Genomic DNA, 20147 nt, shown 5'->3' on the forward strand with positions numbered 1-20147 from the left:
AATGCCCCAATCAGCGGCGTCCGGTATCGGTCGCCGTTGGCAGCGTCCCGGTGTAGCGAGCGCGAGGGCGGCCCTCGTGGTGTTGGTTGTATTGCTCGCTGGCGTGGGCGATCCAGCCGATGGATCGACCTACGCCTCCCAATGAAATTTCCTGCCCGCGCAATCCCAGTTTCCTGCCGATGAAGCTCACCATGAGAATGAATTCCGGTGGGTACGACACGAGCTCCGAGGCCACCGAGAAGGCTTTTTGCAGCTTGATGAACTCACTGTCGCCATCAAAGGCAGCCGTGAGCGCCGCCAAAAGATTGCTGGCACGCGGGTCGTTGATCGAGTGGACATTGGGACCGAACCCAACAATGTGTCCGTCCTGGTTGTAGCGCTGCAAGATCGGTCGCGTAGGGTCCACGGCGGTACAAATCTCTTCGATCATCCGACTGGCGGCTTCATTCCTGCCATAGGCGATTTTATGGCCCCGTGCGGCGGCGAGTGCAGCGATGACCGCGTAGTACGGAGTGGCGCCGGTGGTGGCGGCGACGCGGACGCTGTGGGTGGTGTGATCCAGCTCATGGTCGATACTGAGGATCAACAGGCGCCGGATCAGATCGGCGTGGGCCGGCGGGGCGCCGCACGACTGGGTGATGAACTCATGCAGGGGTTGCGTACTCGGTTCGGTCGCCCCCACGACCAACGCGGCAAACCACCTCACGACATCGGCGCCTGTACGGGCGTAGCTGTCCGGGGAAAGGTCGAACGCTTTGGGATTCTCTCGCTGGACCAAGGGGAAAAGCGCGATGGCTTTTTCCTGGGCAGACATGTGCTCGTAAATCTGCAACAGCTTGGCGCTGTCCTTCGGGGTGCGAGGCAGCGAATCGCCGAACGCCGAAGGCACCTGCCAGATCAACTCGGCCACCTCTTCGACGGTGGCCCGGTCCGCGAGCTCGACGACGTCATGGCCACGATAAAACAGCCCATCATCGGTAATCAGCGTAATCGCACTGTCCGAGGGCGATGAGCGCTTCGCCACGGGTTTCTCCGCCGCCGGGACCTTCACCAGCCGCTGAATATCCTCGGCCCAATAGCGACGCTTGGGCGTCCCGGCGATTTTGATGGAGCGGATATTCTTGCGACTGACGTAGGCGTACAACGTCGGCAGGCTGATCCGGAGCAGGGCGGCTGCCTCGTCTGCCGAGAGGTAAAGGCCTTCTTGTTCTGGCATGACGGGCCCACTCGGGTGATTGGAAGTCGTACATGTTTATTAGATATGCAGTCAGGTCGTCAATGTGTATTGGTGGATAAATTTCAACACGTGTTTTTTAGACGACCGATGGCGGGATAGGCCCGATTAAGCCGGGATGTTGACGAAAAAAATCAAGATTTACAGCGTTTCAGCCCCTATGTAGATTTCGGCTGCGCAAGAGTTGTTCACATTGATTTTTCGATGCATCGATAACAATAAAAACGAAAAGGTGAAACGCATGGCTTGGTTAGGTTTCGCAATGGTCGTCACGTTTATGGCCTTGATCATAAGCAAACGACTTTCTGCTGTGACGGCACTCATCCTTATTCCGGTTGCCTTCGGGCTGGCCAGTGGGGCAGGACCGGAACTGGGCGCGATGGTGATGAACGGCGTCAAGCAAGTTGCGCCCACCGCGTTGATGCTGATGTTTGCAATCCTGTATTTCGCGATCATGTTCGACGCCGGGCTCTTCGAACCTGCCGTGAGGAAAATCCTGCGCCATGTAGGAAATGATCCTCTTAAAGTCGTACTGGGCACTGCATTGCTGGCCACCGTCATCTCCTTCGACGGCGATGGCGCAACGACTGTGCTGATCGTCACGACGGCGTTCCTGCCGCTTTACCTGCGGCTGGGGATGAACCCGCTGATCCTGGCATTGATGCTTTTGCTGACGAACACCGTGGTCAATCTCATCCCTTGGGGAGGACCGATCGCCCGCGCCGCCAGCGCCCTTCACCTTGATGTGGCAGAAATGTTCCTGGGGCTGGTGCCGGCGATGCTGGTGGGGCTTGCCTATGCGTTTGCCGTGGCGTTCTGGATAGGCCGCAAGGAGCGGCGCCGCTTGGGATGGACGCCCGGCACCCAGGACGCAGCACCGCAGGAGGTCGCTTTGCCGACCGTACACGCCGAAACCCATCGGCCGAAACTCTTCTGGGTCAACCTGGTGCTTACCGCGGGGCTCATGTACTCCATGGCCACAGGGCTGGCACCCTTGCCGTTGCTGATGATGGTGGGTTTTTCCCTGGCGCTGCTGATCAACTATCCACGCTTGGCGGAGCAGAAGGCTAGAGTCGCGGCTCACTCGGAAAGTGTGCTGATGGTCATCGCGCTGATATTTGCCTCAGGTGCGTTCACCGGCATCTTGTCCGGCACCGGGATGGTTGATGCCATGTCAGGGAAGATCGTCCAGCTGATTCCCGACGGCGGTGGCCAATACTTCAGCATCATTACTGCGCTGGTGGCCTTGCCGCTCAATTTCCTGCTGTCCAATGACGCGTTTTTCTTCGGCATCTTACCGGTGCTGGGGGCCGCGGCTGCCGAATATGGCATCGACCCGATGCATATCGCTCGCGCGTCGGTGCTGGGGCAGCCGGTGCATGCATTGAGCCCATTGGTTGCAGCGGTCTATCTCATCAGTGGAATCATCAAGCGCGACATGGGCGACATGCAACGCTATTGCCTGCTCTGGGCGATCGGCAGCAGCGTTGTCCTGATTGTAACGGCAGTTATTACCCGGGCGATTTATTAATTAATTAGTTCGCTGCGCCGAAGTTCAAAGGACGCCAGTTCGCGTCTGCTCACGTCAAAATAAAAATAATAGAGAGGTGGTCGATGAAATCGATTAACGCCGTCGCTATGACGTTCCTGTCGACATTGTTAATGTCTGAAGTTTGCCTTTCGGCAACCATCAGTGATCCTGACAGGTTCCAGCATGAAGGGAAGTTGAATGCTTATCTTCGTTCGGTCTATATCAATACGCGTATCGCCAACGATTTGATCGAAGATCGCTTTGGCGGTTTTCCGGACGGTGCCGAGCTGGGTGGCACAGGCGTCGGTGCGATCCTGGATTACAACTCCAGTTATTGGGCCGGGGTTGTAGGGATTGATGCCTCTTTGTATGGCGTGGCAATGATCGATTCAAAAGACAATGGCCGGGACCTGTTCGACGATACTGACGGCACCAACGGTGGATTTGCCAAAGTTGGACAGAGTTATTTCAAGTTGCGTTACGAGGGCAACGGCTGGAATGCCGATTCCCAAGTAGGTCGGGGGCGGTTCGACGCCGGAACGTTGGTCACGCTGGACACTCGGATCGTGCCCGGCTCCTACCAGGGAGGCCGCGCCCATTTGAACTTCACCGAGATGGGGATCGGTCCGCTTCCTGGCACGTTGGGGTTCGAAACCGCCTACATCAACCGCACCTCGCCTCGGGACAGGGAAGACTTCGAGCACCTGCTGAGCCAGACGGGCGAGGAAATCAAGGATCTGTATACCTACGGCATCAATTACGACTTGAAAGCTGTCGAGCTGGGTTACGCCCACGGGGTGGCGCGGGACTTCAATGAAAACACCCGTTATGGGCTGACATTAAAAGCGCCGCTGGGCGACAAAGCCGGTGTGGTATTGGACACCCAATATTATGAGTTCCAGAAAGCTGGGCGAATCTGGGAGCGTGACTGGGAGGCGGGTGAGGCGGCTTACGATGATGACGCGACATGGTTGAATATCAACCTGGGTTTATTGCTCGATAAACTTCGCCTGGGTCTTTCTTTTTCCGAGACCCAGGCAAAGTTGAGCAACGGGCAACTGGGTTATGCCTACTTCGACCACGGCGATAATGTTGACGGCCGGATGGATGCCTGGACACGCTCCGGCAATGATTTCAATAACGACGGTGAGCGAACCTGGCAGATTGGCGCCGAATATGACTTGAGCGGGCATTCTTTATTGGGCGCTTCGCTGGATGGTTTCAAGGTCATGACTATTTATAAACAAGGTGAGTTTGATGCGACCGACCCGTTCAGCGGTCGACGCACCGACGTGACCGAGCGACAAAATGAATATCGCCTCTACTATCGCTTTGACGAAAAAGAATACGCAGGACTTTCCGTGGGGCTGATTTATATCAACTACCGGATTAACCAGGACTTCGTCGCACTGGTTTCCGCTCAACCCGATAACGTGGTGAGCGGTTCGGAAGCGCGGGTCTATCTGGACTACGCATTTTAGAAGTTCAACCGCTCTATCGAGAGGCTCGAGATGTCTACACCTCGTCATAAAATAGTGGTCACACAGCGATTCTTCGATGCCATGGCGACCGACTTCCTGAAGAGCCGCGGCTGTGATGTAGTCGTCGCCGACCTGGCGCCCGGGCAAGCGGACGGCGACCTGAGTGAACAGCAACTGACCGACATCTTGAAGGACGCTGATGGCTGGATCGTCGGGCACGCGACTATCACGTCCAGCCTGTTGGGCTCGCTCCCGCGCTTGCAGGTCATCGCCCGTCGCGGTGTGGGTTACGAACGGGTTGATACGGCGGCGGTGGTAGCGGCGGGGAAGGTCGCGACCATAGCGATCGGCGGCAACGACGCAAGCGTCGCCGACCACACCGTGGCATTGATGCTCGCTGTGTGCCGCCAACTCAAACGCTGCCAATCGGGATTGTCCGCAGGGGATTGGTCGATCCCCCTGGGCGGCGATTTGTACCGCAAGAAGGTGGGCGTCGTCGGGATGGGGCGGATCGGCCGGGGCGTTCTGCAGCGCTTGTCCGGGTTTGAAGTTACACCGTTGATTTTTACCCCTGATCCTCACAAAACACAGCTCGACGGTATCGCCTACGGTAAATTCGTTGGTCTGGAAACGCTGCTCGAGGAAAGCGATTTCGTCACCCTTCATGCGCCTCTCAATCCTCAAACCCAAGGGTTGATCGACGAGCACGCATTGAGACTGATGAAGGGGTCCTCGGTATTGATCAACACCGCGAGGGGCGGGTTGGTGCGCGATGCGGATCTGCTCTGCGCGCTGCGGGAGAACCGGTTGGCAGGGGCGGGGCTCGATGTCTTCGAAAGCGAGTCTGACCCCACGCTTTTACCTGTGACCGAACGATTGATCCAACTGCCGAACGTGGTCGTGACGCCCCACGTCGGGGCCTCCACGGTCGAGGGGCTCAATCGCACCAACCTGATTGCCGCCCAGTGCGCGGTGGCCGTCCTGCAAGGGCGCAGCCCGCCCAGCCATTGCGTCATCGCGGACGGACGACGACCCGCCGGCACGCAGGTGTGGCCATGAGTCGTAGCGAAAACCCGTCGCCGGAGTCACGCCCGCCGGTTCATCCCGACTTGCTCGCGGTGGCGACGTCGCTGCGCCAACAGGGCCTGCTTCCGATTGTCCAGGGCGATGTGCAGAGCGTCCGGGGCCAGTTGGAGCGGATCAATGCGTGGGCGGCGCACCGCAGCGTGCCCCTGAGCTACGAGCGCACGCTGGGCTTTTGCGTCAACGGTCGAACGGTTCCCTGTAAGCTTTATTGGCCGGAGGGCGATGAGACGCCTTGCTTGATGTTCTACTGCCATGGCGGCGGATTTCGCCATGGTTCGCTGGCCGGCTGGGACGCGCCGCTGCGTCAGTTGGTTCGCGACAGTGGCCTGGCGGTGCTCTCCATCGACTACGCGTTGTCGCCGGAGCATCGCTTTCCCGTGGCGTTCAACGAGGTGGTAGCGATCGTCAGCCGTGTCATCAAGCTCGGGGCAATCACCGACTGCCCAGTGCGCGGCTATGCCCTGGGCGGCGATTCGGCGGGCGCGAACCTGGCCCTGGGCGCGGCCATTGCGCTGCGTGACGCGGGGATCGATGCGCTGCGCCAGCTGTTGCTGTTCTACGGCAGCTACTCGCGGGACATGACCTCCAACTCGTGGCAACGGTTGGGCGGATACGCAGGGCAGAATCTGTCGGTCGAAACCATGAGCGCCTATTGGGCCAGCTATCTGGCCGATGATGAGGACGACTGGCGGGTGCAGCCAATCACGGCTGACCTGACGGACCTGCCGCCGACGCGATTGGTCGTTGGCGAGCTGGACCCGCTGCTGGATGAGAACCGAGCGTTGGCACAGCGGCTGAAAAACGCAGGCGTGACGGCGAGCCTGCAAGTCCTGGCGAACATGACCCACGGTTTTATCCGTTTCAACGAAGTGGCGCCCATCGCGCGCAACGTACTCGCTGCTCAGGGCAACGCGTTGCGCAAGGCGCTTTCCAATCAGGCGAACCTTCCATGAATGTTTTCCGAATCGCGGCCTTTGCATGGCCCTGCGTCGCGGCATCCGTTGGCATGGCCGTCGGTATGCTGCCTGTCGGGCCCGTTGCCGGGGATGTGCAGTTGTCGGCGTTTTATCGCTGGCCTGAGGCAATGCCCGAATCGCCGGGTACGCTGCTGCGAAACGAGCGCATGCCAGTGCAGGCACTAATGCCTGCCGCCGCGCAGGCGATACGCCTGCTCTACAGTTCGGTTGACGAACGCTGGCATTCCGGCCTCGTTCCGGTCAGCGGCGCGTTATACCTGCCGGCGGGCAATCCCCCCGCCGAAGGCTGGCCGCTGCTGGCCTGGGCCCACGGTACGCTGGGGATCGCCGATGCGTGCGCGCCCTCCTGGACCGGGCTGCGCGACCGTGACGCGGCGTACATCAATCGTTGGCTGGCGCGAGGGTTCGCGGTGGTCGTGACTGACTACCAAGGACTGGGCGGGCCGGGGCCGCATCCCTATACATTCTGGCAAGCCGAGGGACGTTCCGTTCTCGACTCGATTCGCGCTGCCCGCGCCATCAGACCAGGGCTGATCGCCCCTCGCACGTTCCTCGCCGGGCAATCCCAGGGCGGCGGGGCGGCGTTGGGCGCGGCGATACTTGCAACAACCTACGCACCCGAACTGCCTATCCTGGGGGCGATACTCACGGCGCCGAACAGCACGTTTCCCCAAGGCCCCATTGCGCTGCCGCCACGCCAATCCAACACCGTGTTCCTGGTCCTGGCGTCCGGTGGCCTGCGCGAAGACGGACCGCCAATCGAAACCATCCTGACCGCCAAGGGCCTCCAATTGCTGGACGTCGCCCGGCAGGGCTGTACCCGTGACATTGCGCTCAAATCCAAGGCGTTGCGGATCGGTTCGTTTGCAGAGCTGTTGACAATCACCCCCGAGGCATTGAACGCAGCGCGCATCCCGTCCACCGACATGCCGCAGGCTTCGATTGCGTTTGCGTTGTTCATCGCCACCGGCCAGGCAGATCAGACGATCACGCCAGAGCGGCAGTACGCGGTCGCGGCGGCGTTGTGCGCCGCCGGCAACCCCGTCACTTGGCGCACCTATAAAGGCCTGGGGCATGACGGGGTGTTGCACGGTTCGCTGGAAGATGCCTTCGCATTCGTCAGGGCCCGACTCGATGGGCAGGGCGATGGTTCGAATTGCGCCACCTTGCAAAGACCTGGTCCGCCGGGGGAGAGAGACGAAGGAGCGCTGTTCAACGACGACTGAGTGCTGAATAGACCTATGTGGCGAGGGAAGTTGCTCCCTCTCCACGGTTTTGGCGGGTTTGCCATCTCGCGAACCGTCCCAATGCAACGATTGCCAGGCCACGGCCTCATATGAGTCATAAGCGGCGCCCTGGATACCAGGCGCCGGGCCGATTTTCCTTATGACGGGTGATTGTTTTCATGACGATGGCTGAGAAAAACCATGTCGACTGGCTGGTGGAGCAATCGATGCTCAAGGCGGCGAGGCAGCGGGCCAAGCTTTACTCGGGACAAGGGCGCCTGTGGCAACAGCCCTTCGCACACACCCGGCCCCGTGACGCCTGCGCGCTATCCTCCGTTTGGTTCACCGCGTACCCGGCCTCCATCGTCACCCGGGAAGATGGCACGGTGCTCGACGCGCTGGGGGATGAAACCTTGTGGCATGCACTGTCGAAGATCGGCATCCAGGGCATCCACAACGGCCCCTTGAAAAGGTCCGGAGGCCTGCACGGCACTGAATTTACGCCGACGATCGACGGCAACTTCGACCGCATCAGCTTCGACATCGACCCGGAACTGGGCACCGAGGCCCAGTTGCAGGCATTGACACGCATGGCCGCTGCCCACAATGCCGTGGTCATCGACGACGTCATCCCGTCCCACACCGGCAAGGGCGCGGATTTCCGCCTGGCGGAGATGGCCTACGACGACTATCCAGGCCTCTACCACATGGTGGAGATCCGCGAGGAAGACTGGCCGCTGTTGCCTGAAGTCGAGGAGGGGCGCGACGCGCAGAATCTCACCGCGCAGCAGGTGGACGCCCTGCGCGACAAGCACTACATCGTCGGCCAGTTGCAGCGGGTGATCTTCTTCGAACCCGGCGTCAAGGAAACCGACTGGAGCGCAACCCCCGTCGTCATGGGTGTGGATGGCAAGCCGCGGCGTTGGGTCTACCTGCATTACTTCAAGGAAGGGCAGCCGTCGCTGAACTGGCTTGATCCAAGCTTTGCCGCGCAACAGATGATCATTGGCGATGCGCTGCACGCCATCGATTGCATGGGGGCGAAGATCCTGCGCCTGGACGCCAACGGTTTCCTGGGCGTCGAGCGCAAGCTCGATGGCACTGCATGGTCCGAGAGCCACCCGCTGTCGATCACCGGTAACCAGCTGCTCGGCGGTGCGATTCGCAAGGCAGGGGGTTTCAGTTTCCAGGAATTGAACCTGACGTTGGATGACATCGCCGCCATGTCCCACGGCGGGGCGGACCTGTCCTATGACTTCATCACGCGACCGGCCTACCAGCATGCCTTGCTGATGGGCGATACCGAATTCCTGCGCTTGATGCTGCGCCAGATGCACGCCTTTGGCATCGATCCGGGGTCGCTGATCCACGCGCTGCAAAACCACGACGAATTGACCCTTGAGTTGGTGCACTTCTGGACGCTGCACGCCCATGACACCTACCTCTACCAAGGCCAGACGTTTCCCGGCAACATCTTGCGCGAGCACATTCGCGAGCAGATGTATGAGCGCCTGTCCGGTGAACATGCGCCTTACAACTTGAGGTTCGTGACCAACGGCGTGTCCTGCACCACGGCCAGCATCATCACCGCCGCGCTGGGCATCCGCGACCTCGATGCCATCACCGCCGCCGATATCCAGCAGATTCGCCAGGTGCATCTACTGCTGGTGATGTTCAACGCCATGCAGCCGGGCGTGTTCGCCTTGTCAGGCTGGGATCTGGTGGGGGCATTGCCGTTGCCGGCGGAGCAGGTCGAGCATTTGATGCGCGACGGCGACACGCGCTGGATCCATCGCGGCGCCTACGACCTTGTAGACCTCAACCCGCAAGCGCCGATGTCTGCCGGGCAAATGCCCCGCGCCAGGACGTTGTATGGCAGCCTGCCGAGCCAATTGAAGGATCCGGATTCGTTCGCCTCGCAACTGCGCAGAATCCTGGCCGCGCGCCGGGCCTACGACATCGCCGCGAGTCGCCAGATATTGATTCCGGACGTTGAGCATCCAGGGTTGCTGATCATGGTCCATGAACTGCCGGCCGGCAAAGGCACGCAGATCACCGCGCTGAATTTCGGCTCGACGCCCATCACTGAAACCCTCCATCTGCCAGATATCGCGCCGGGACCGGTGGTGGACATCATCAATGAGCGAGTCGAAGGGGATCTCACGTCGGAAGGCGAGTTCACCATTACCTTGGACGCGTTCGAGGGGCTGGCGTTGCGGGTGGTGAGCAGTTCGCCGATGATCTGAGGCAGTCGAAGTCTTTGATCTGTGAGGAAGATTGAAAAGATAAATATCAATATGCCACTATTGTTAATGCCGCAGCTGCCGATATGAGCAGCATCGATTTTAATCATAGGGACTTGATACATGTCTTTTCGTACGCTTCGCACCCTCGCGACACTGACCGTTCTTGCCTGCCTGACCCTCACCGGTTGCGCCCACGTTCAACCGCCGGTACCGCTGGACCATCAATTCTGGGACGCCAAGGAGCCGACCATTGGCGTGGCGATCAACGTGGTGCCGGAGCCGGTGCTGGCGCTGACCGGCAATCAGGGGTTGCTGGACCTGGCCATCAATAAAGGCGTCAACAGCAAGCTCAGCGATAACGTTGAAAAATGGCAAGTACGCGACCTCAACACCTTGCCGGACGCCATCGTGGCCAAATTGCAGGCCAAGGGTTACAAGGCCAAGCGCATCAACGAGCCGGTGGACCTGACTAAATACAAGGAAGTCAGTTTCCGCGAAGGCTACACCACCCGTGACCTGACGCCGATCAAGGCCACCTACGGTGTCGATCGCCTGCTGCTGGTGAACGTGATGGGAACGGGCGCTACCCGCAGCTATTACAGCATCGTGCCGACCAGCGTCCCGATGGCGCAGGTGGGCGGGCAGGGCATGGTGGTCGATCTGGCCGACAACCGGCTCCTGTGGTTCAAGCCTTTCTCCGTTGTGCAGGCAGCCCAGGGCGAGTGGGACGAACCGAACTACACCAATCTGACCAACGCCTTTTACCAGGCGATGGACACGAGTCGCCAGCAAATGATCACACCGTTCGAGCAATGAAGCGCGGATTGATAGCGCTCGGCTCGGTGGCCTTGCTGATAGTGGCGGGTTGCGCGCAGAAGCCAGCCCCGCCGGCCGGTTTCAAAACGCTGGACGCGGTGTCCTATGTCCAGACCCACGGGGTGAAGGTTGACCTGCAACTGCCCCAGGCGTTTGTCGGCGCCAGTACCGTGGTGGACGCCGAGGCCGCACAGAAGGCTGCTTCGTCGAGTCATAACCTGGTCGCCAGTTCCGGCAACGCTGCTGGGCTTGCCGGTTTGCTGGTTGCCAGCCTGATCAATACCCAGATGGGCAGCGGTAGCTTGCAACGCGATGCCGAACAAACCGCCGCGAAGGAGTCCAGGCCGTTGGCGGACCTGCTTGCCGGCGTGCCGTTGCAGGAGCGCCTGCAACAGCGTTTCCAGCAGGCTTCGCTGGCAGCGGGTCTCAAGCAGGGCGCGGGAGATATCAGTGCCCGCCTGGTGATCGAGCCCAAGCTGATGCTGACGCCTGATCGTGGCAGCTTCGTATTGATCAATCAGGTGCAGGTCCAGGACATCGCCGGTTCGGCGTTGTATCGCATGCGCATTGAAGTCTCCAGCCAGCCGATCCGGCGTTGCGGCAAGCGTTGTGTCGACGACGGCTCGCTGGACCTGGCGCAAGTGACGACGGCGCTCGACGAATGTATCGATGAGTCGATGCGTGTGCTGGCTGCCGACCTGATGTTGCCGGCGCCGCCGGAAGCGGCCCAGGAAACCCTGCGCTATGTGCTTGATGGGCAGCGTGTAGTCGAGCGCGGTTATCAGTTGGCCAACAATGGGAATTACTGGCGCTACCGCAACCTCTACGGCGCGGTGAAATCAGTGCCGGTGCCGTTCGAAGACGCGTTGACTCAGGAGCAGTTGCGCCAGGTATACGGCCGCTGACCGCTCACATGTTCGGCCAGATGTCAGCGTTGGTCCGTCCAAAACCGGCTGACGCCGCCGTTGGCACCCTGCACCGGATCCCGATCCGGAAACGGCAACCCTTCGATGTTTGCCAGTTGCGCCTCGCTCGGCGCTTCGCGGCAGATGTCGGCCTGCTGGCCGGGTGGATACGCGCCGACCACCAGGAAGTCCTCGCTGGAGTCCAGGTTGCAATGCCCGGTGCCGGCGGGGAGAAGCAGCGCATCACCGGCCTTGACGTCGATGACTTGGCCGTTGGGGCCTCCGATCATCAAGCGAGCCTTGCCGCTGGCAACACCGAGCACTTCGTGGCCTTCAGTGTGATAGTGGTGAAAGTCGTAGATCCCGTAACGCCATTGCGGTGGCCAGCCGTTGGCGCGGAAAGTCTGCTCCAGGCGGGCGGCCAGATCGTCGGTATGGGTCGCGACCGCATCACGGTAAACGATCACCGGCAGGCGGGGGTTGTTGGGGACCCAATCGTTGCGTTCCAGCAACAAGGTCTGGATTGAATCCGGGAGTGCGTTGAGCGTGCTCATCGAAGAAGCTCCACATCTGTGCCTTTATGGCCTAGACGATGCGTTCGAGGGGAGAGTTCAACGTCGCTGACCGGTGCCGCCCGTCAGCGCTTCTCCTTCATGATCCGCTCCACTTCACCCGAAGCCTTGAGCTGTTCAAAAGCGCGTTGTGCCTTGGCGACCGTCTCGTCGGGTGTGCTCAGGCTGAACGCCAGGTAAACCCGATGGGGCTGCTCATCCAGCGCGTAGACCTCCTCCAGCAGATTGAAGTCAATCCGGGCATCCTGGCTCATCAGGCGCGCGGTGTTCTCCGGCATCGGCACCAGCTGGACCTGACGGTTCAACAGTTTCTGGAAGTTATCGTGGTTATTCGCTGAAACGACCAGTCGGCTGAAGCCACGACCTTGCAGATAAACCTGCTTGGCGTCATTTCGTACCACGCCGATGCTGTACTGCTTGGCCTCTTCCAGGGTGCCAATGGCGATGGAGGCCGTGTCGCGCAGCTTGTAGAGCCGGCTGGTGGAGCGATGGATTTCACCGACCCACTTGAACAGCTGTTCACGGGCCGGGGTGCGATCCAGCGGGAAGATCAGCACGTTGGGCTCGCGCAGCGCCATTTCATAGGCCCGCGCCCAGGGGTAGAGGGCCATGTGGAAATCGTCGAGGTCGGCCTGCTTCAAGGTATCGGCGGCGATATGGATACCGGGGCCGACCAATTTCTCGTCGCGCAGATAGGCATACAACGAGTCCTCGGTCACGACCTCGATGGTTTCGGCCTGGCTTTGAAGGCTGTTCAAGGCCAGGAATACCCATGAACAGAGCATCAATGAGTGGCGCATACAGACCTCGGTTTTGGCGATGATTAGAGGGACGCGCAGTTGCGGCCCTGGTGCTTGGCCCGGTACAGCGCCTGGTCGGCGCGTTGCATCAATTGGTCGAAATGATCCATGGCCTCGGGGTCCAGCTCGGCGACGCCGATGCTCAGGGTGACGAATGGGGAGATCGATGAGCCGCTGTGGGGCAGTTGGCGTTCGGCCAGGGCGCCACGCAAGCGTTGGGCCGCCTCCCAGGCCTGCCCTGCGTCGATATTGGGCAGCAGGACGACAAATTCCTCGCCACCGACCCGTGCGGTCAGCTCGCCAGAGCGGCCGAAGACCTCGCGCAGGGTTTCAGCGATCTGTTGCAGGCATTGGTCGCCGTTCATATGGCCATAGGTATCGTTGTAGATCTTGAAGAAATCGACGTCGCACATCAGCACCGCAAGCGGCGTCTTGTGGCGCATGGCGCGGCGAAACTCGACTTCCTTCAGCTCGTCGAAATGGCGACGGTTGGCCAGGCCCGTCAAGGCGTCGTGACGGGACAAGGCTTCGAGGGCCTGGTTGGCGGCCTTGAGCTCAGCGGTGCGCGCCTCGACCAGCTCGACCAGTTGGTCGCGGCTGGCGGCGATCGCCAGCTCGTCCGAACGCTGGCGCTCCAGGTGGGCGTGGAGATTGTCCTGGAGTTCATTGACCTGGGATTCGAGCAAGCTCAACTCGTCCTGGCGATCCACCGAACGCTGCAGCTTGAGGTGGTGCTTGAGTGTTTGTGGCTCGAGCTCGCCCAGGTGCCGGGCGATATGCACCACGTGGACCGTCACCAGGCGGTTGAACATGGTCATGACCAGGCCCGCCAGCAGCATGGATTGGATGATCTGGGTGATGACGATGCTGCGCGCTTCGCCCCACAGGCGCTGCCACAGCAGTTGGTTATCGCCTTCGATGATGAGCTCGCCGACTTTTTCGTGGGCGCCGAGATAAGGCTGCGCGATGAGCTCGCGGTGCAATACCGGTGCTACCCCTTCGTTACCGGTGGTGTAGCGATTGAGCTCGATGATTTCCGGCGACCGGCCGGGCCGCAGGACATTCAGCGCCACGCGTCCGACCGGCGCGGCCTTGGCGACGCTGGCAAGCTGTTTGTCCAGGGAGTCGCGGTCCATCTCCCAGATCGCATGAGCCAAGGTGTCGCGGAAAACCTGGTCGATCAGCCCCAGCTCGGCATTCATGTCCGTCAGGTTGCTTTCCCAGGCCAGCCAGGTGCGCCAGGTGACCATCGCCACTGTGAAAAACAGGCAGAACAGCAGGGTCGCCAGGACCAGGCGCCGACCCAGGGAGCTGAGGGTCTTGGCCTGTGCCCGTTGAGAGGGTGGGGGTGTGAGATGGCTGTCCATCTCATAACCACTTGCGCGCGATGGCATCGTAGACGCCGTTGCGACGTATGGCTTGCAGGCCTGCGCGGAATTTTTCGACGGTCTGCGGCGGCGTGTTGCGGCTGAACGCCATACTCAGGCCGTCGGCACTGCTCAGTTCGGGCAGCGCCAGCGACTTGATCAATACTTTGTCCGGGTCTTCGCCGTTCTGACGGGTCAGGTACAGCGCATTGAGCTCGTTGGAAATCCACAGCTCCACGTGGTCGACCTTGAGCTTGCGGTAATTGTGTTCATATTTGGTGCTGGACTGAAGTTCTTCGCCGATGCGGAAGCCCTTCGAGACGAGAAACTGCTCGCCCACATCCTGATTGACGGTAGCGATCTGGTGCCCATGGGCATCGGCCAGGGAGTCGAGTTTCACCGGCCGCTCGGCCAGTGAATAGATATACCACTGGGTCGGGGCGATGGCGCCGATCCACTGGAACAGCGATTCGCGTGCCGGGGTGCGCACGATGGAATAGATCAACACATTGCTTTCATTGAGCGCCAGTTCATAGGCCCGCGCCCAAGGCATGGGCTGGATCGACGCTTCGACGCCGATCTCCTTGAGCACAGCCTCGACCACTTCGGTGCTCATGCCGGTCACCCGGCCGTCCTGCGTCATGTTGTAGGGCGGCAACTCCTCGGTGACGATGCGCAGTGGCGGCTCAGCCGCGATGGCCAACGCCGATCCACCTGCAACCAGGAGCATCAGGGCGCCACACATCAGTAAGCGGTTAAGCAGCGAAGCCATTGATCATCACCCTATGCAGCCAGCAGAGCCTGGCGAGGCCTGAGGGCCTTCGTCATCCAGGTTATCGGCTGGGTGAGGGTGTTGCTTGAGCGCAGCTACGCATCTTCCGGGCGACCGCTCTATCACGCGGACGCCAGGACGCGCCGGTGAACCTTCCGTCAATACAACGCTCACTTGTTAGGTCGTCGCCCCGGGTGAACGCGCTGTTTTCTGCCGATAAGGAATTCGCATGGATCCAACCTCGACCTCCCACGTGCGCCCCGTAGAGCGCGAGTTCAGCCCACGCGCGGTAATCACCGGGATCGTGCTGGGTATTTTGTTGACGCCCTCCAATGTCTATGCGGGATTGAAGATCGGCTGGTCGTTCAACATGTCGATCATCGCCTTGCTGGTGGGCTACGGCATCTGGCAGGGCCTGGCCAAGCGATCGTCCGGCCGGCTGCCCTGGACGCTCCACGAGAGCAACATCAACCAGACCGTGGCGTCGGCCGCGGCATCGATCATTTCCGGCGGGCTGGTGGCGCCGATCCCGGCGTACACCTTGCTGACCGGCCAGCAACTCGACGCGTTGCCCATGGTCGCGTGGGTATTTTCGGTGAGTTTCCTGGGTATCTGGATTGCCTGGTACCTGCGGCCCTCGTTGCTCAACGACAAGGCGCTGAGGTTTCCCGAGGGCATGGCGACCCTGGAGACCTTGTTGCATATCTACAATCACGGCCACGAAGCCGCGACGCGCCTTAAGGTGCTGCTCGGCGCAGCCGTGCTGTCCGGGTTCGCCAAGTGGGTCGATACCTTCGTCTGGGCCATCCCGCGCTGGTCGCCGAGCGCCCAACTGGAGCGGCTGACATTTACCGCGGATCCGTCGCTATTGCTGGTGGGATTTGGCGGCATCATCGGCATCCGTGTCGGCCTGACCCTGTTGCTCGGCGCGCTGTTGGCGTGGGGTGGGTTGGCGCCGTGGCTGTTGGAAAATGGCCTCGTGCACTTGCCGCCCGGCAGCAGCGGCCCGCAATTCGCCGTGCTAGTGGAATGGCTGCTGTGGCCGGGCGTGAGCCTGATGGTTTGCGCGACCCTGGCTTCCCTGGCGATCCGCTTGTGGTCGCTGCACCGCTCAACCAAGGCCAGTGGCGCGGCGTCCTGGGCGGTGCCCAAGGCCGGGCCCGCCGTTGGGTTTTTGCTGGCAATCGTCTTGGTGGTCAGCCTGCAAGCCATGTTGTTCGGCATCAATCCCTGGATGGCGCTGCTGACCATTCCCTTGGCCATTTGCCTGGCGGCGGTGGCAGCCCGGGTGGTCGGCGCCACCGGAATTCCGCCCATTGGCGCCATTGGGCAACTGTCCCAGCTGAGCTTCGGCATCGTTGCACCGGGGCAGGTGCCGATCAACTTGATGAGCGCCAACACCGCCGGCGGTTCGGCGGGGCAATGCACGGACCTGATGAATGATTTCAAGGTCGGCCGGGCGATCGGCGCGACGCCGCGCAAGCAACTGCTGGCCCAGACGCTGGGGATTTTCATCGGCAGCATCGTCGGCGTGCTCGCTTACCTGGCGTTGATCCCCGACCCGCAAACCATGCTGCTCACCGAAGAATGGCCGGCCCCGGCCGTCGCCACCTGGAAGGCCGTGGCGCAAACCCTGACCCATGGCCTGGACTCGTTGTCGGTGAGCATCCGCTGGGCGATCTTCATCGGCGGCGCCGTCGGTTTGCTGCTGGGCATCCTCGACAGCCTGCTGCCGGCCCATCGCGCCCGCTACCTGCCCAGCACGGCTGCCCTGGGCCTGGCGTTTGTCCTGCCGGCCTCGGTGTCGCTGATGATGGCCCTTGGCGCCGTGCTGACCTGGCTGGTGAGCTGCCGCTGGCCGAGCCTCACCGAACGCTTCGCCATCACGGCGGCGGCGGGGTTGATTGCCGGGGAGAGCATTACCGGGGTGGGGGCTTCGTTGTGGGAGATGCTCGGTAATCTGTGAGCCCCCGTGGCGAGGAAGCAAGCTCGCTCGCCACTGGAAGCGGTGGGTGGCGCCGAGTCAGTGTGAATGTCGCGGCTCACCACTGCGGGCGATCACCCTCAGGTGCAACGTGGCCGGCTCCAGGCAACCGCCCGTGGAAAGCTGGCCGACCAGTTGCCGGTACAGTTCCTGCCAAGGCGTTTGCGACGGCGGGAAGTTTGGCGTCCAGGCGCGGCGGCGCCGCTCCATCTCGGCGTCGTCCACCAGCAGGTTCACGGTGCGGGTGTTCAGGTCGACTTTCAGCCGGTCATTGGTCTGTAGCAGCGCCAGGCCGCCGCCAACGGCCGCTTCCGGGGACATGTTGAGGATCGACGGGCTCGCCGAGGTGCCGCTCTGGCGACCATCGCCCAGGCACGGCAGGGAGTCAATGCCGCGCTTGATCAGCGCGGCGGGCGGAGCCATGTTCACCACCTCGGCGCTGCCGGGATAGCCCACGGTGCCAGCGCCGCGGATGACCAGGATGCAGCGCTCGTCGATGTCCAGCGCCGGGTCGTCGATGCGTGCGTGGTAGTCCTCCGGCCCCTCAAATACGATGGCCCGCGCTTCGAAGCTGTTCTCGGCGCCGGGTTCGGACAGGTAAGTCTTGCGGAACGCTTCGCCCACCACCGACATCTTCATGATCGCGCTGTCGAAAAAGTTGCCGCTGAGCACGATGAAACCGGCGCGGTGCTTGAGTGGGGTGTCGAAGGGGTGGATGACGTCGGCGTCGCAGGTCAGGCTGCCGCTGACGATCTCGCCGATGGTCTTGCCGCTGACCGTGGCGCAGTTCTCATGCAGGCGGCCGGCCTTTTGCAATTCGTGCATGACGGCCGGCACGCCGCCCGCGCGGTGGAAGCCTTCGCCCAGGTATTTGCCAGCGGGCATGCAGTTGACCAACAGCGGCACGTCCTCGCCGATTTTTTGCCAGTCGTCCAGGCTCAACTCGACGCCCATGTGCCGGGCGATGGCGATCAGGTGCGGCGGGCAGTTGCTCGATGCGCCGAGTGCCGAGGCGACGGCGATGGCGTTTTCGAAGGCTTCACGCGTCATGATCTGGGAAGGGCGCACGTCCTGGCGCACCAGTTCACAGATGCGCTTGCCAGTGGCGTAGGCCATCTGCCCGCGCTCGCGGTACGGCGCCGGAATGCTTGCGCAACCGGGTAACGACATGCCCAGGGCTTCGGCCAGCGCGTTCATTGACAGGGCGGTGCCCATGGTGTTGCAGTGGCCCACGGAGGGCGAGGCCGCCGTGGTCATTTCCATGAAACCTTCGTAGTTGATCTCGCCAGCGGCCATCAAATTGCGAGCGTGCCACAGCACTGTGCCGGAGCCGATCAGCTCGCCCTTGTGACGACCGTCGAGCATCGGCCCGCCGGACAGCACGATGGACGGCAGGTCGGTGGTGGCTGCCGCCATCAGGCAGGCGGGGGTGGTCTTGTCGCAACCGGTGGTGAGCACAACGCCGTCCAGGGGATAGCCGTGGAGGATTTCCACCAGGCCCAGATACGCCAGGTTTCGGTCCAGGGCCGCCGTGGGGCGACGCGACTGTTCGGCGATGGGGTGCACCGGGAATTCCATCGGAATGCCACCGGCGTCGCGGATCCCGGCCTTGACCCGTTGCGCCAGTTCCAAGTGATGGCGGTTGCAGGGCGTCAGGTCGCTGCCGGTCTGGGCGATGCCAATGATCGGCCGGCCCGATTGCAACTCTTCCCGGGTCATCCCGTAGTTCATGTAGCGTTCGACATACAGCGCGGTCATGTCCGCGTGGGCCGGGTCGTTGAACCATTGCTCGCTGCGCAGGCAGCGTTTTGGCGTGTCACTCATGATTCATTTCTCTCTTGTAATTGGGTGAATCGACGATCAGTCGGGCTCAGCGATCGAGCAGCCCCCGCGCGGCGAGGTTACGCAGCAGCGCGCCGACGCCGAAGGTCCACGGCGCGGCGTCGCAGCTATGGGTCACCTGATTATGCAGGCTGCCCAGTAGCGGGCTGCTGATACTGACGCGGTCGCCGAGTTTGTGGGTGAAACCGCTGCCGGCATGATCACGGTCCTCGGTGGGGGCGAACAGCGTACCGAGAAACAGCAGGAAGCCATCGGGGTATTGATGGTTGGCGTTGAGTGTCTGGCCGGCCAGGTCCTGCGGATCGCGGCTGATCTGGCTCATGGAGCTGCAACCGTGCAGCCGGTAACCGTCTTCGCCTTGTACGTGCAGATCGACTTCGCAGGCGCGCACATCGTCCAGGCTGAACTGCTCGTCGAACAGGCGAATGAACGGCCCAATGGCGCACGATGCATTGTTGTCCTTGGCCTTGCTCAACAACAGCGCACTGCGGCCTTCGATGTCCCGCAGGTTGACGTCGTTGCCCAGGGTGGCGCCGTGGATCTGGCCACGGCTGTTCACCGCCAGCACCACTTCCGGTTCCGGGTTGTTCCATTGCGAGGCCGGGTGAATGCCGATCTGGCTGCCGCTGCCCACGGCGGCCAGCACCGGCGCCTTCGTGAAAATTTCCGCGTCCGGGCCGATGCCCACTTCCAAATACTGCGACCACATACCTTGTTCGATGAGGTACGCCTTGAGGCGCATCGCTTGCTCGGAGCCTGGCACGATCGAGCGCAGGTTGTCGCCGATCACGCCGTGGACCGTGGCGCGCACGGCTTCGGCGCGGGCCGCGTCGCCGCCGGCCTGTTCCTCGATGACCCGCTCGATCATGCTCGCCGCGAACGTCACGCCGGCCGCCTTGATCACTTGTAAGTCCAGCGGAGGCAACAGGAACGGCTTGGCCGGGTCGGCGTGGGGGCCGGTGTTGGCCAAGAGTGCTTCGAGGGTGGCGATGAAGGTGCCAGGCGTCTCTCTTACCGTCGCCAGGGGCGAGGGTGTTTCCAGTAGGTCGCTAAGTGTCGCGAACCGATCCGAGAGGTCGAACACCCCGTCGCTGCGCAGCACGATGGGCGAAGGCCCGGCGATCCGCCCCGGGACCCAGGCGCGACCAATCAACGTGCCGGCCACGCCATCGACCGGCAGAGTGTTCTCGGGAGTAAGCAATAGCGACATGGACAGGCTTCCTGGTTCGTAAAGCCTTCACGCTAGGGCCCGTTGTCGATGAACTCCAATGAGATATATTCAGTATCCGATAACGCCTGGTTATTGCG

At 61.7% G+C, this 20147-nt stretch carries 16 protein-coding genes; 9 read left to right on the top strand and 7 right to left on the bottom strand.

Translation table 11 applies throughout. From position 1 onward, the window contains the following. Window positions 1–10: 10 nt before the first annotated feature. Window positions 11–1216, bottom strand: coding sequence for a citrate synthase (locus tag J3P90_RS11655; RefSeq protein WP_434676411.1), 1206 nt, complete (start codon window positions 1214–1216; stop codon window positions 11–13). A gap of 259 nt (window positions 1217–1475) precedes the next feature. Between J3P90_RS11655 and J3P90_RS11660 the strand changes: the two genes are divergently transcribed. From J3P90_RS11660 to J3P90_RS11695, 8 genes are all read left to right on the top strand, one after another. Further along, a complete protein-coding gene (locus J3P90_RS11660) occupies window positions 1476–2765 on the top strand; it encodes a CitMHS family transporter (RefSeq protein ID WP_420763683.1) in 1290 nt (429 codons plus the stop codon). A gap of 83 nt (window positions 2766–2848) precedes the next feature. Further along, window positions 2849–4246: an OprD family outer membrane porin gene (locus J3P90_RS11665; RefSeq protein ID WP_434647807.1), complete on the top strand. Its 1398-nt coding sequence runs from the start codon at window positions 2849–2851 to the stop codon at window positions 4244–4246. A 30-nt stretch (window positions 4247–4276) separates the two neighbouring features. Beyond that, window positions 4277–5305 (top strand): phosphoglycerate dehydrogenase, encoded by a 1029-nt coding sequence (locus tag J3P90_RS11670; protein ID WP_434676412.1) that lies wholly within the window; start codon window positions 4277–4279, stop codon window positions 5303–5305. Continuing rightward, window positions 5302–6285 (top strand): alpha/beta hydrolase, encoded by a 984-nt coding sequence (locus tag J3P90_RS11675; protein ID WP_434676413.1) that lies wholly within the window; start codon window positions 5302–5304, stop codon window positions 6283–6285. Before J3P90_RS11670 ends, J3P90_RS11675 begins: the two co-directional genes overlap by 4 nt. Beyond that, entirely contained in the window at window positions 6282–7535 is a 1254-nt protein-coding gene (locus tag J3P90_RS11680; protein ID WP_434676414.1) for a lipase family protein, read from the top strand. Before J3P90_RS11675 ends, J3P90_RS11680 begins: the two co-directional genes overlap by 4 nt. A gap of 179 nt (window positions 7536–7714) precedes the next feature. Beyond that, window positions 7715–9781: a maltose alpha-D-glucosyltransferase gene (gene treS / locus J3P90_RS11685; protein WP_434676415.1), complete on the top strand. Its 2067-nt coding sequence runs from the start codon at window positions 7715–7717 to the stop codon at window positions 9779–9781. Between the two features lie 120 nt (window positions 9782–9901). Beyond that, on the top strand, window positions 9902–10597 hold the full coding sequence (locus J3P90_RS11690; RefSeq protein ID WP_420763689.1) for a hypothetical protein: 696 nt from the start codon (window positions 9902–9904) through the stop codon (window positions 10595–10597). After that, entirely contained in the window at window positions 10594–11502 is a 909-nt protein-coding gene (locus J3P90_RS11695; protein ID WP_434627443.1) for a hypothetical protein, read from the top strand. Before J3P90_RS11690 ends, J3P90_RS11695 begins: the two co-directional genes overlap by 4 nt. A 23-nt stretch (window positions 11503–11525) precedes the next feature. Here J3P90_RS11695 and J3P90_RS11700 read toward each other — a convergent pair whose 3' ends face one another. The 4 genes from J3P90_RS11700 to J3P90_RS11715 all read right to left on the bottom strand — a co-directional run bounded on the left by J3P90_RS11700 (window position 11526) and on the right by J3P90_RS11715 (window position 15013). Next, complete coding sequence (locus J3P90_RS11700) at window positions 11526–12056, bottom strand: cupin domain-containing protein (RefSeq protein WP_434676416.1); 531 nt, start codon at window positions 12054–12056, stop codon at window positions 11526–11528. Between the two features lie 83 nt (window positions 12057–12139). Then, entirely contained in the window at window positions 12140–12874 is a 735-nt protein-coding gene (locus tag J3P90_RS11705) for a substrate-binding periplasmic protein (protein WP_434647786.1), read from the bottom strand. Between the two features lie 23 nt (window positions 12875–12897). Continuing rightward, window positions 12898–14241 carry a GGDEF domain-containing protein gene (locus J3P90_RS11710; RefSeq protein ID WP_434676572.1) on the bottom strand — a complete coding sequence of 448 codons (1344 nt, stop codon included), beginning with the start codon at window positions 14239–14241 and terminating at the stop codon, window positions 12898–12900. A gap of 1 nt (window position 14242) precedes the next feature. Then, window positions 14243–15013, bottom strand: a complete 771-nt coding sequence (locus tag J3P90_RS11715; protein WP_434606088.1) for a substrate-binding periplasmic protein — start codon at window positions 15011–15013, stop codon at window positions 14243–14245. A 229-nt stretch (window positions 15014–15242) separates the two neighbouring features. Between J3P90_RS11715 and J3P90_RS11720 the strand changes: the two genes are divergently transcribed. Beyond that, window positions 15243–16979: an OPT family oligopeptide transporter gene (locus J3P90_RS11720; protein ID WP_434606085.1), complete on the top strand. Its 1737-nt coding sequence runs from the start codon at window positions 15243–15245 to the stop codon at window positions 16977–16979. A gap of 57 nt (window positions 16980–17036) precedes the next feature. Here J3P90_RS11720 and J3P90_RS11725 read toward each other — a convergent pair whose 3' ends face one another. Next, window positions 17037–18821: an IlvD/Edd family dehydratase gene (locus J3P90_RS11725; RefSeq protein ID WP_434676417.1), complete on the bottom strand. Its 1785-nt coding sequence runs from the start codon at window positions 18819–18821 to the stop codon at window positions 17037–17039. A 46-nt stretch (window positions 18822–18867) separates the two neighbouring features. After that, on the bottom strand, window positions 18868–20049 hold the full coding sequence (locus J3P90_RS11730) for a fumarylacetoacetate hydrolase family protein (protein ID WP_434559207.1): 1182 nt from the start codon (window positions 20047–20049) through the stop codon (window positions 18868–18870). Between the last annotated feature and the right edge of the window lie 98 nt (window positions 20050–20147).

It is taken from the genome of Pseudomonas sp. D3-10 (assembly GCF_051132175.1).
Classification (GTDB): Bacteria; Pseudomonadota; Gammaproteobacteria; order Pseudomonadales; family Pseudomonadaceae; genus Aquipseudomonas.

What these genes read in the sequence shown, in the direction of transcription:
- J3P90_RS11655 (WP_434676411.1), bottom strand. Translation starts at nt 1,216, where the DNA reads ATGCCAGAACAAGAAGGCCTTTACCTCTCGGCAGACGAGGCAGCCGCC.
- J3P90_RS11660 (WP_420763683.1), top strand. Translation starts at nt 1,476, where the DNA reads ATGGCTTGGTTAGGTTTCGCAATGGTCGTCACGTTTATGGCCTTGATC.
- J3P90_RS11665 (WP_434647807.1), top strand. Translation starts at nt 2,849, where the DNA reads ATGAAATCGATTAACGCCGTCGCTATGACGTTCCTGTCGACATTGTTA.
- J3P90_RS11670 (WP_434676412.1), top strand. Translation starts at nt 4,277, where the DNA reads ATGTCTACACCTCGTCATAAAATAGTGGTCACACAGCGATTCTTCGAT.
- J3P90_RS11675 (WP_434676413.1), top strand. Translation starts at nt 5,302, where the DNA reads ATGAGTCGTAGCGAAAACCCGTCGCCGGAGTCACGCCCGCCGGTTCAT.
- J3P90_RS11680 (WP_434676414.1), top strand. Translation starts at nt 6,282, where the DNA reads ATGAATGTTTTCCGAATCGCGGCCTTTGCATGGCCCTGCGTCGCGGCA.
- treS (WP_434676415.1), top strand. Translation starts at nt 7,715, where the DNA reads ATGACGATGGCTGAGAAAAACCATGTCGACTGGCTGGTGGAGCAATCG.
- J3P90_RS11690 (WP_420763689.1), top strand. Translation starts at nt 9,902, where the DNA reads ATGTCTTTTCGTACGCTTCGCACCCTCGCGACACTGACCGTTCTTGCC.
- J3P90_RS11695 (WP_434627443.1), top strand. Translation starts at nt 10,594, where the DNA reads ATGAAGCGCGGATTGATAGCGCTCGGCTCGGTGGCCTTGCTGATAGTG.
- J3P90_RS11700 (WP_434676416.1), bottom strand. Translation starts at nt 12,056, where the DNA reads ATGAGCACGCTCAACGCACTCCCGGATTCAATCCAGACCTTGTTGCTG.
- J3P90_RS11705 (WP_434647786.1), bottom strand. Translation starts at nt 12,874, where the DNA reads ATGCGCCACTCATTGATGCTCTGTTCATGGGTATTCCTGGCCTTGAAC.
- J3P90_RS11710 (WP_434676572.1), bottom strand. Translation starts at nt 14,241, where the DNA reads ATGGACAGCCATCTCACACCCCCACCCTCTCAACGGGCACAGGCCAAG.
- J3P90_RS11715 (WP_434606088.1), bottom strand. Translation starts at nt 15,013, where the DNA reads ATGGCTTCGCTGCTTAACCGCTTACTGATGTGTGGCGCCCTGATGCTC.
- J3P90_RS11720 (WP_434606085.1), top strand. Translation starts at nt 15,243, where the DNA reads ATGGATCCAACCTCGACCTCCCACGTGCGCCCCGTAGAGCGCGAGTTC.
- J3P90_RS11725 (WP_434676417.1), bottom strand. Translation starts at nt 18,821, where the DNA reads ATGAGTGACACGCCAAAACGCTGCCTGCGCAGCGAGCAATGGTTCAAC.
- J3P90_RS11730 (WP_434559207.1), bottom strand. Translation starts at nt 20,049, where the DNA reads ATGTCGCTATTGCTTACTCCCGAGAACACTCTGCCGGTCGATGGCGTG.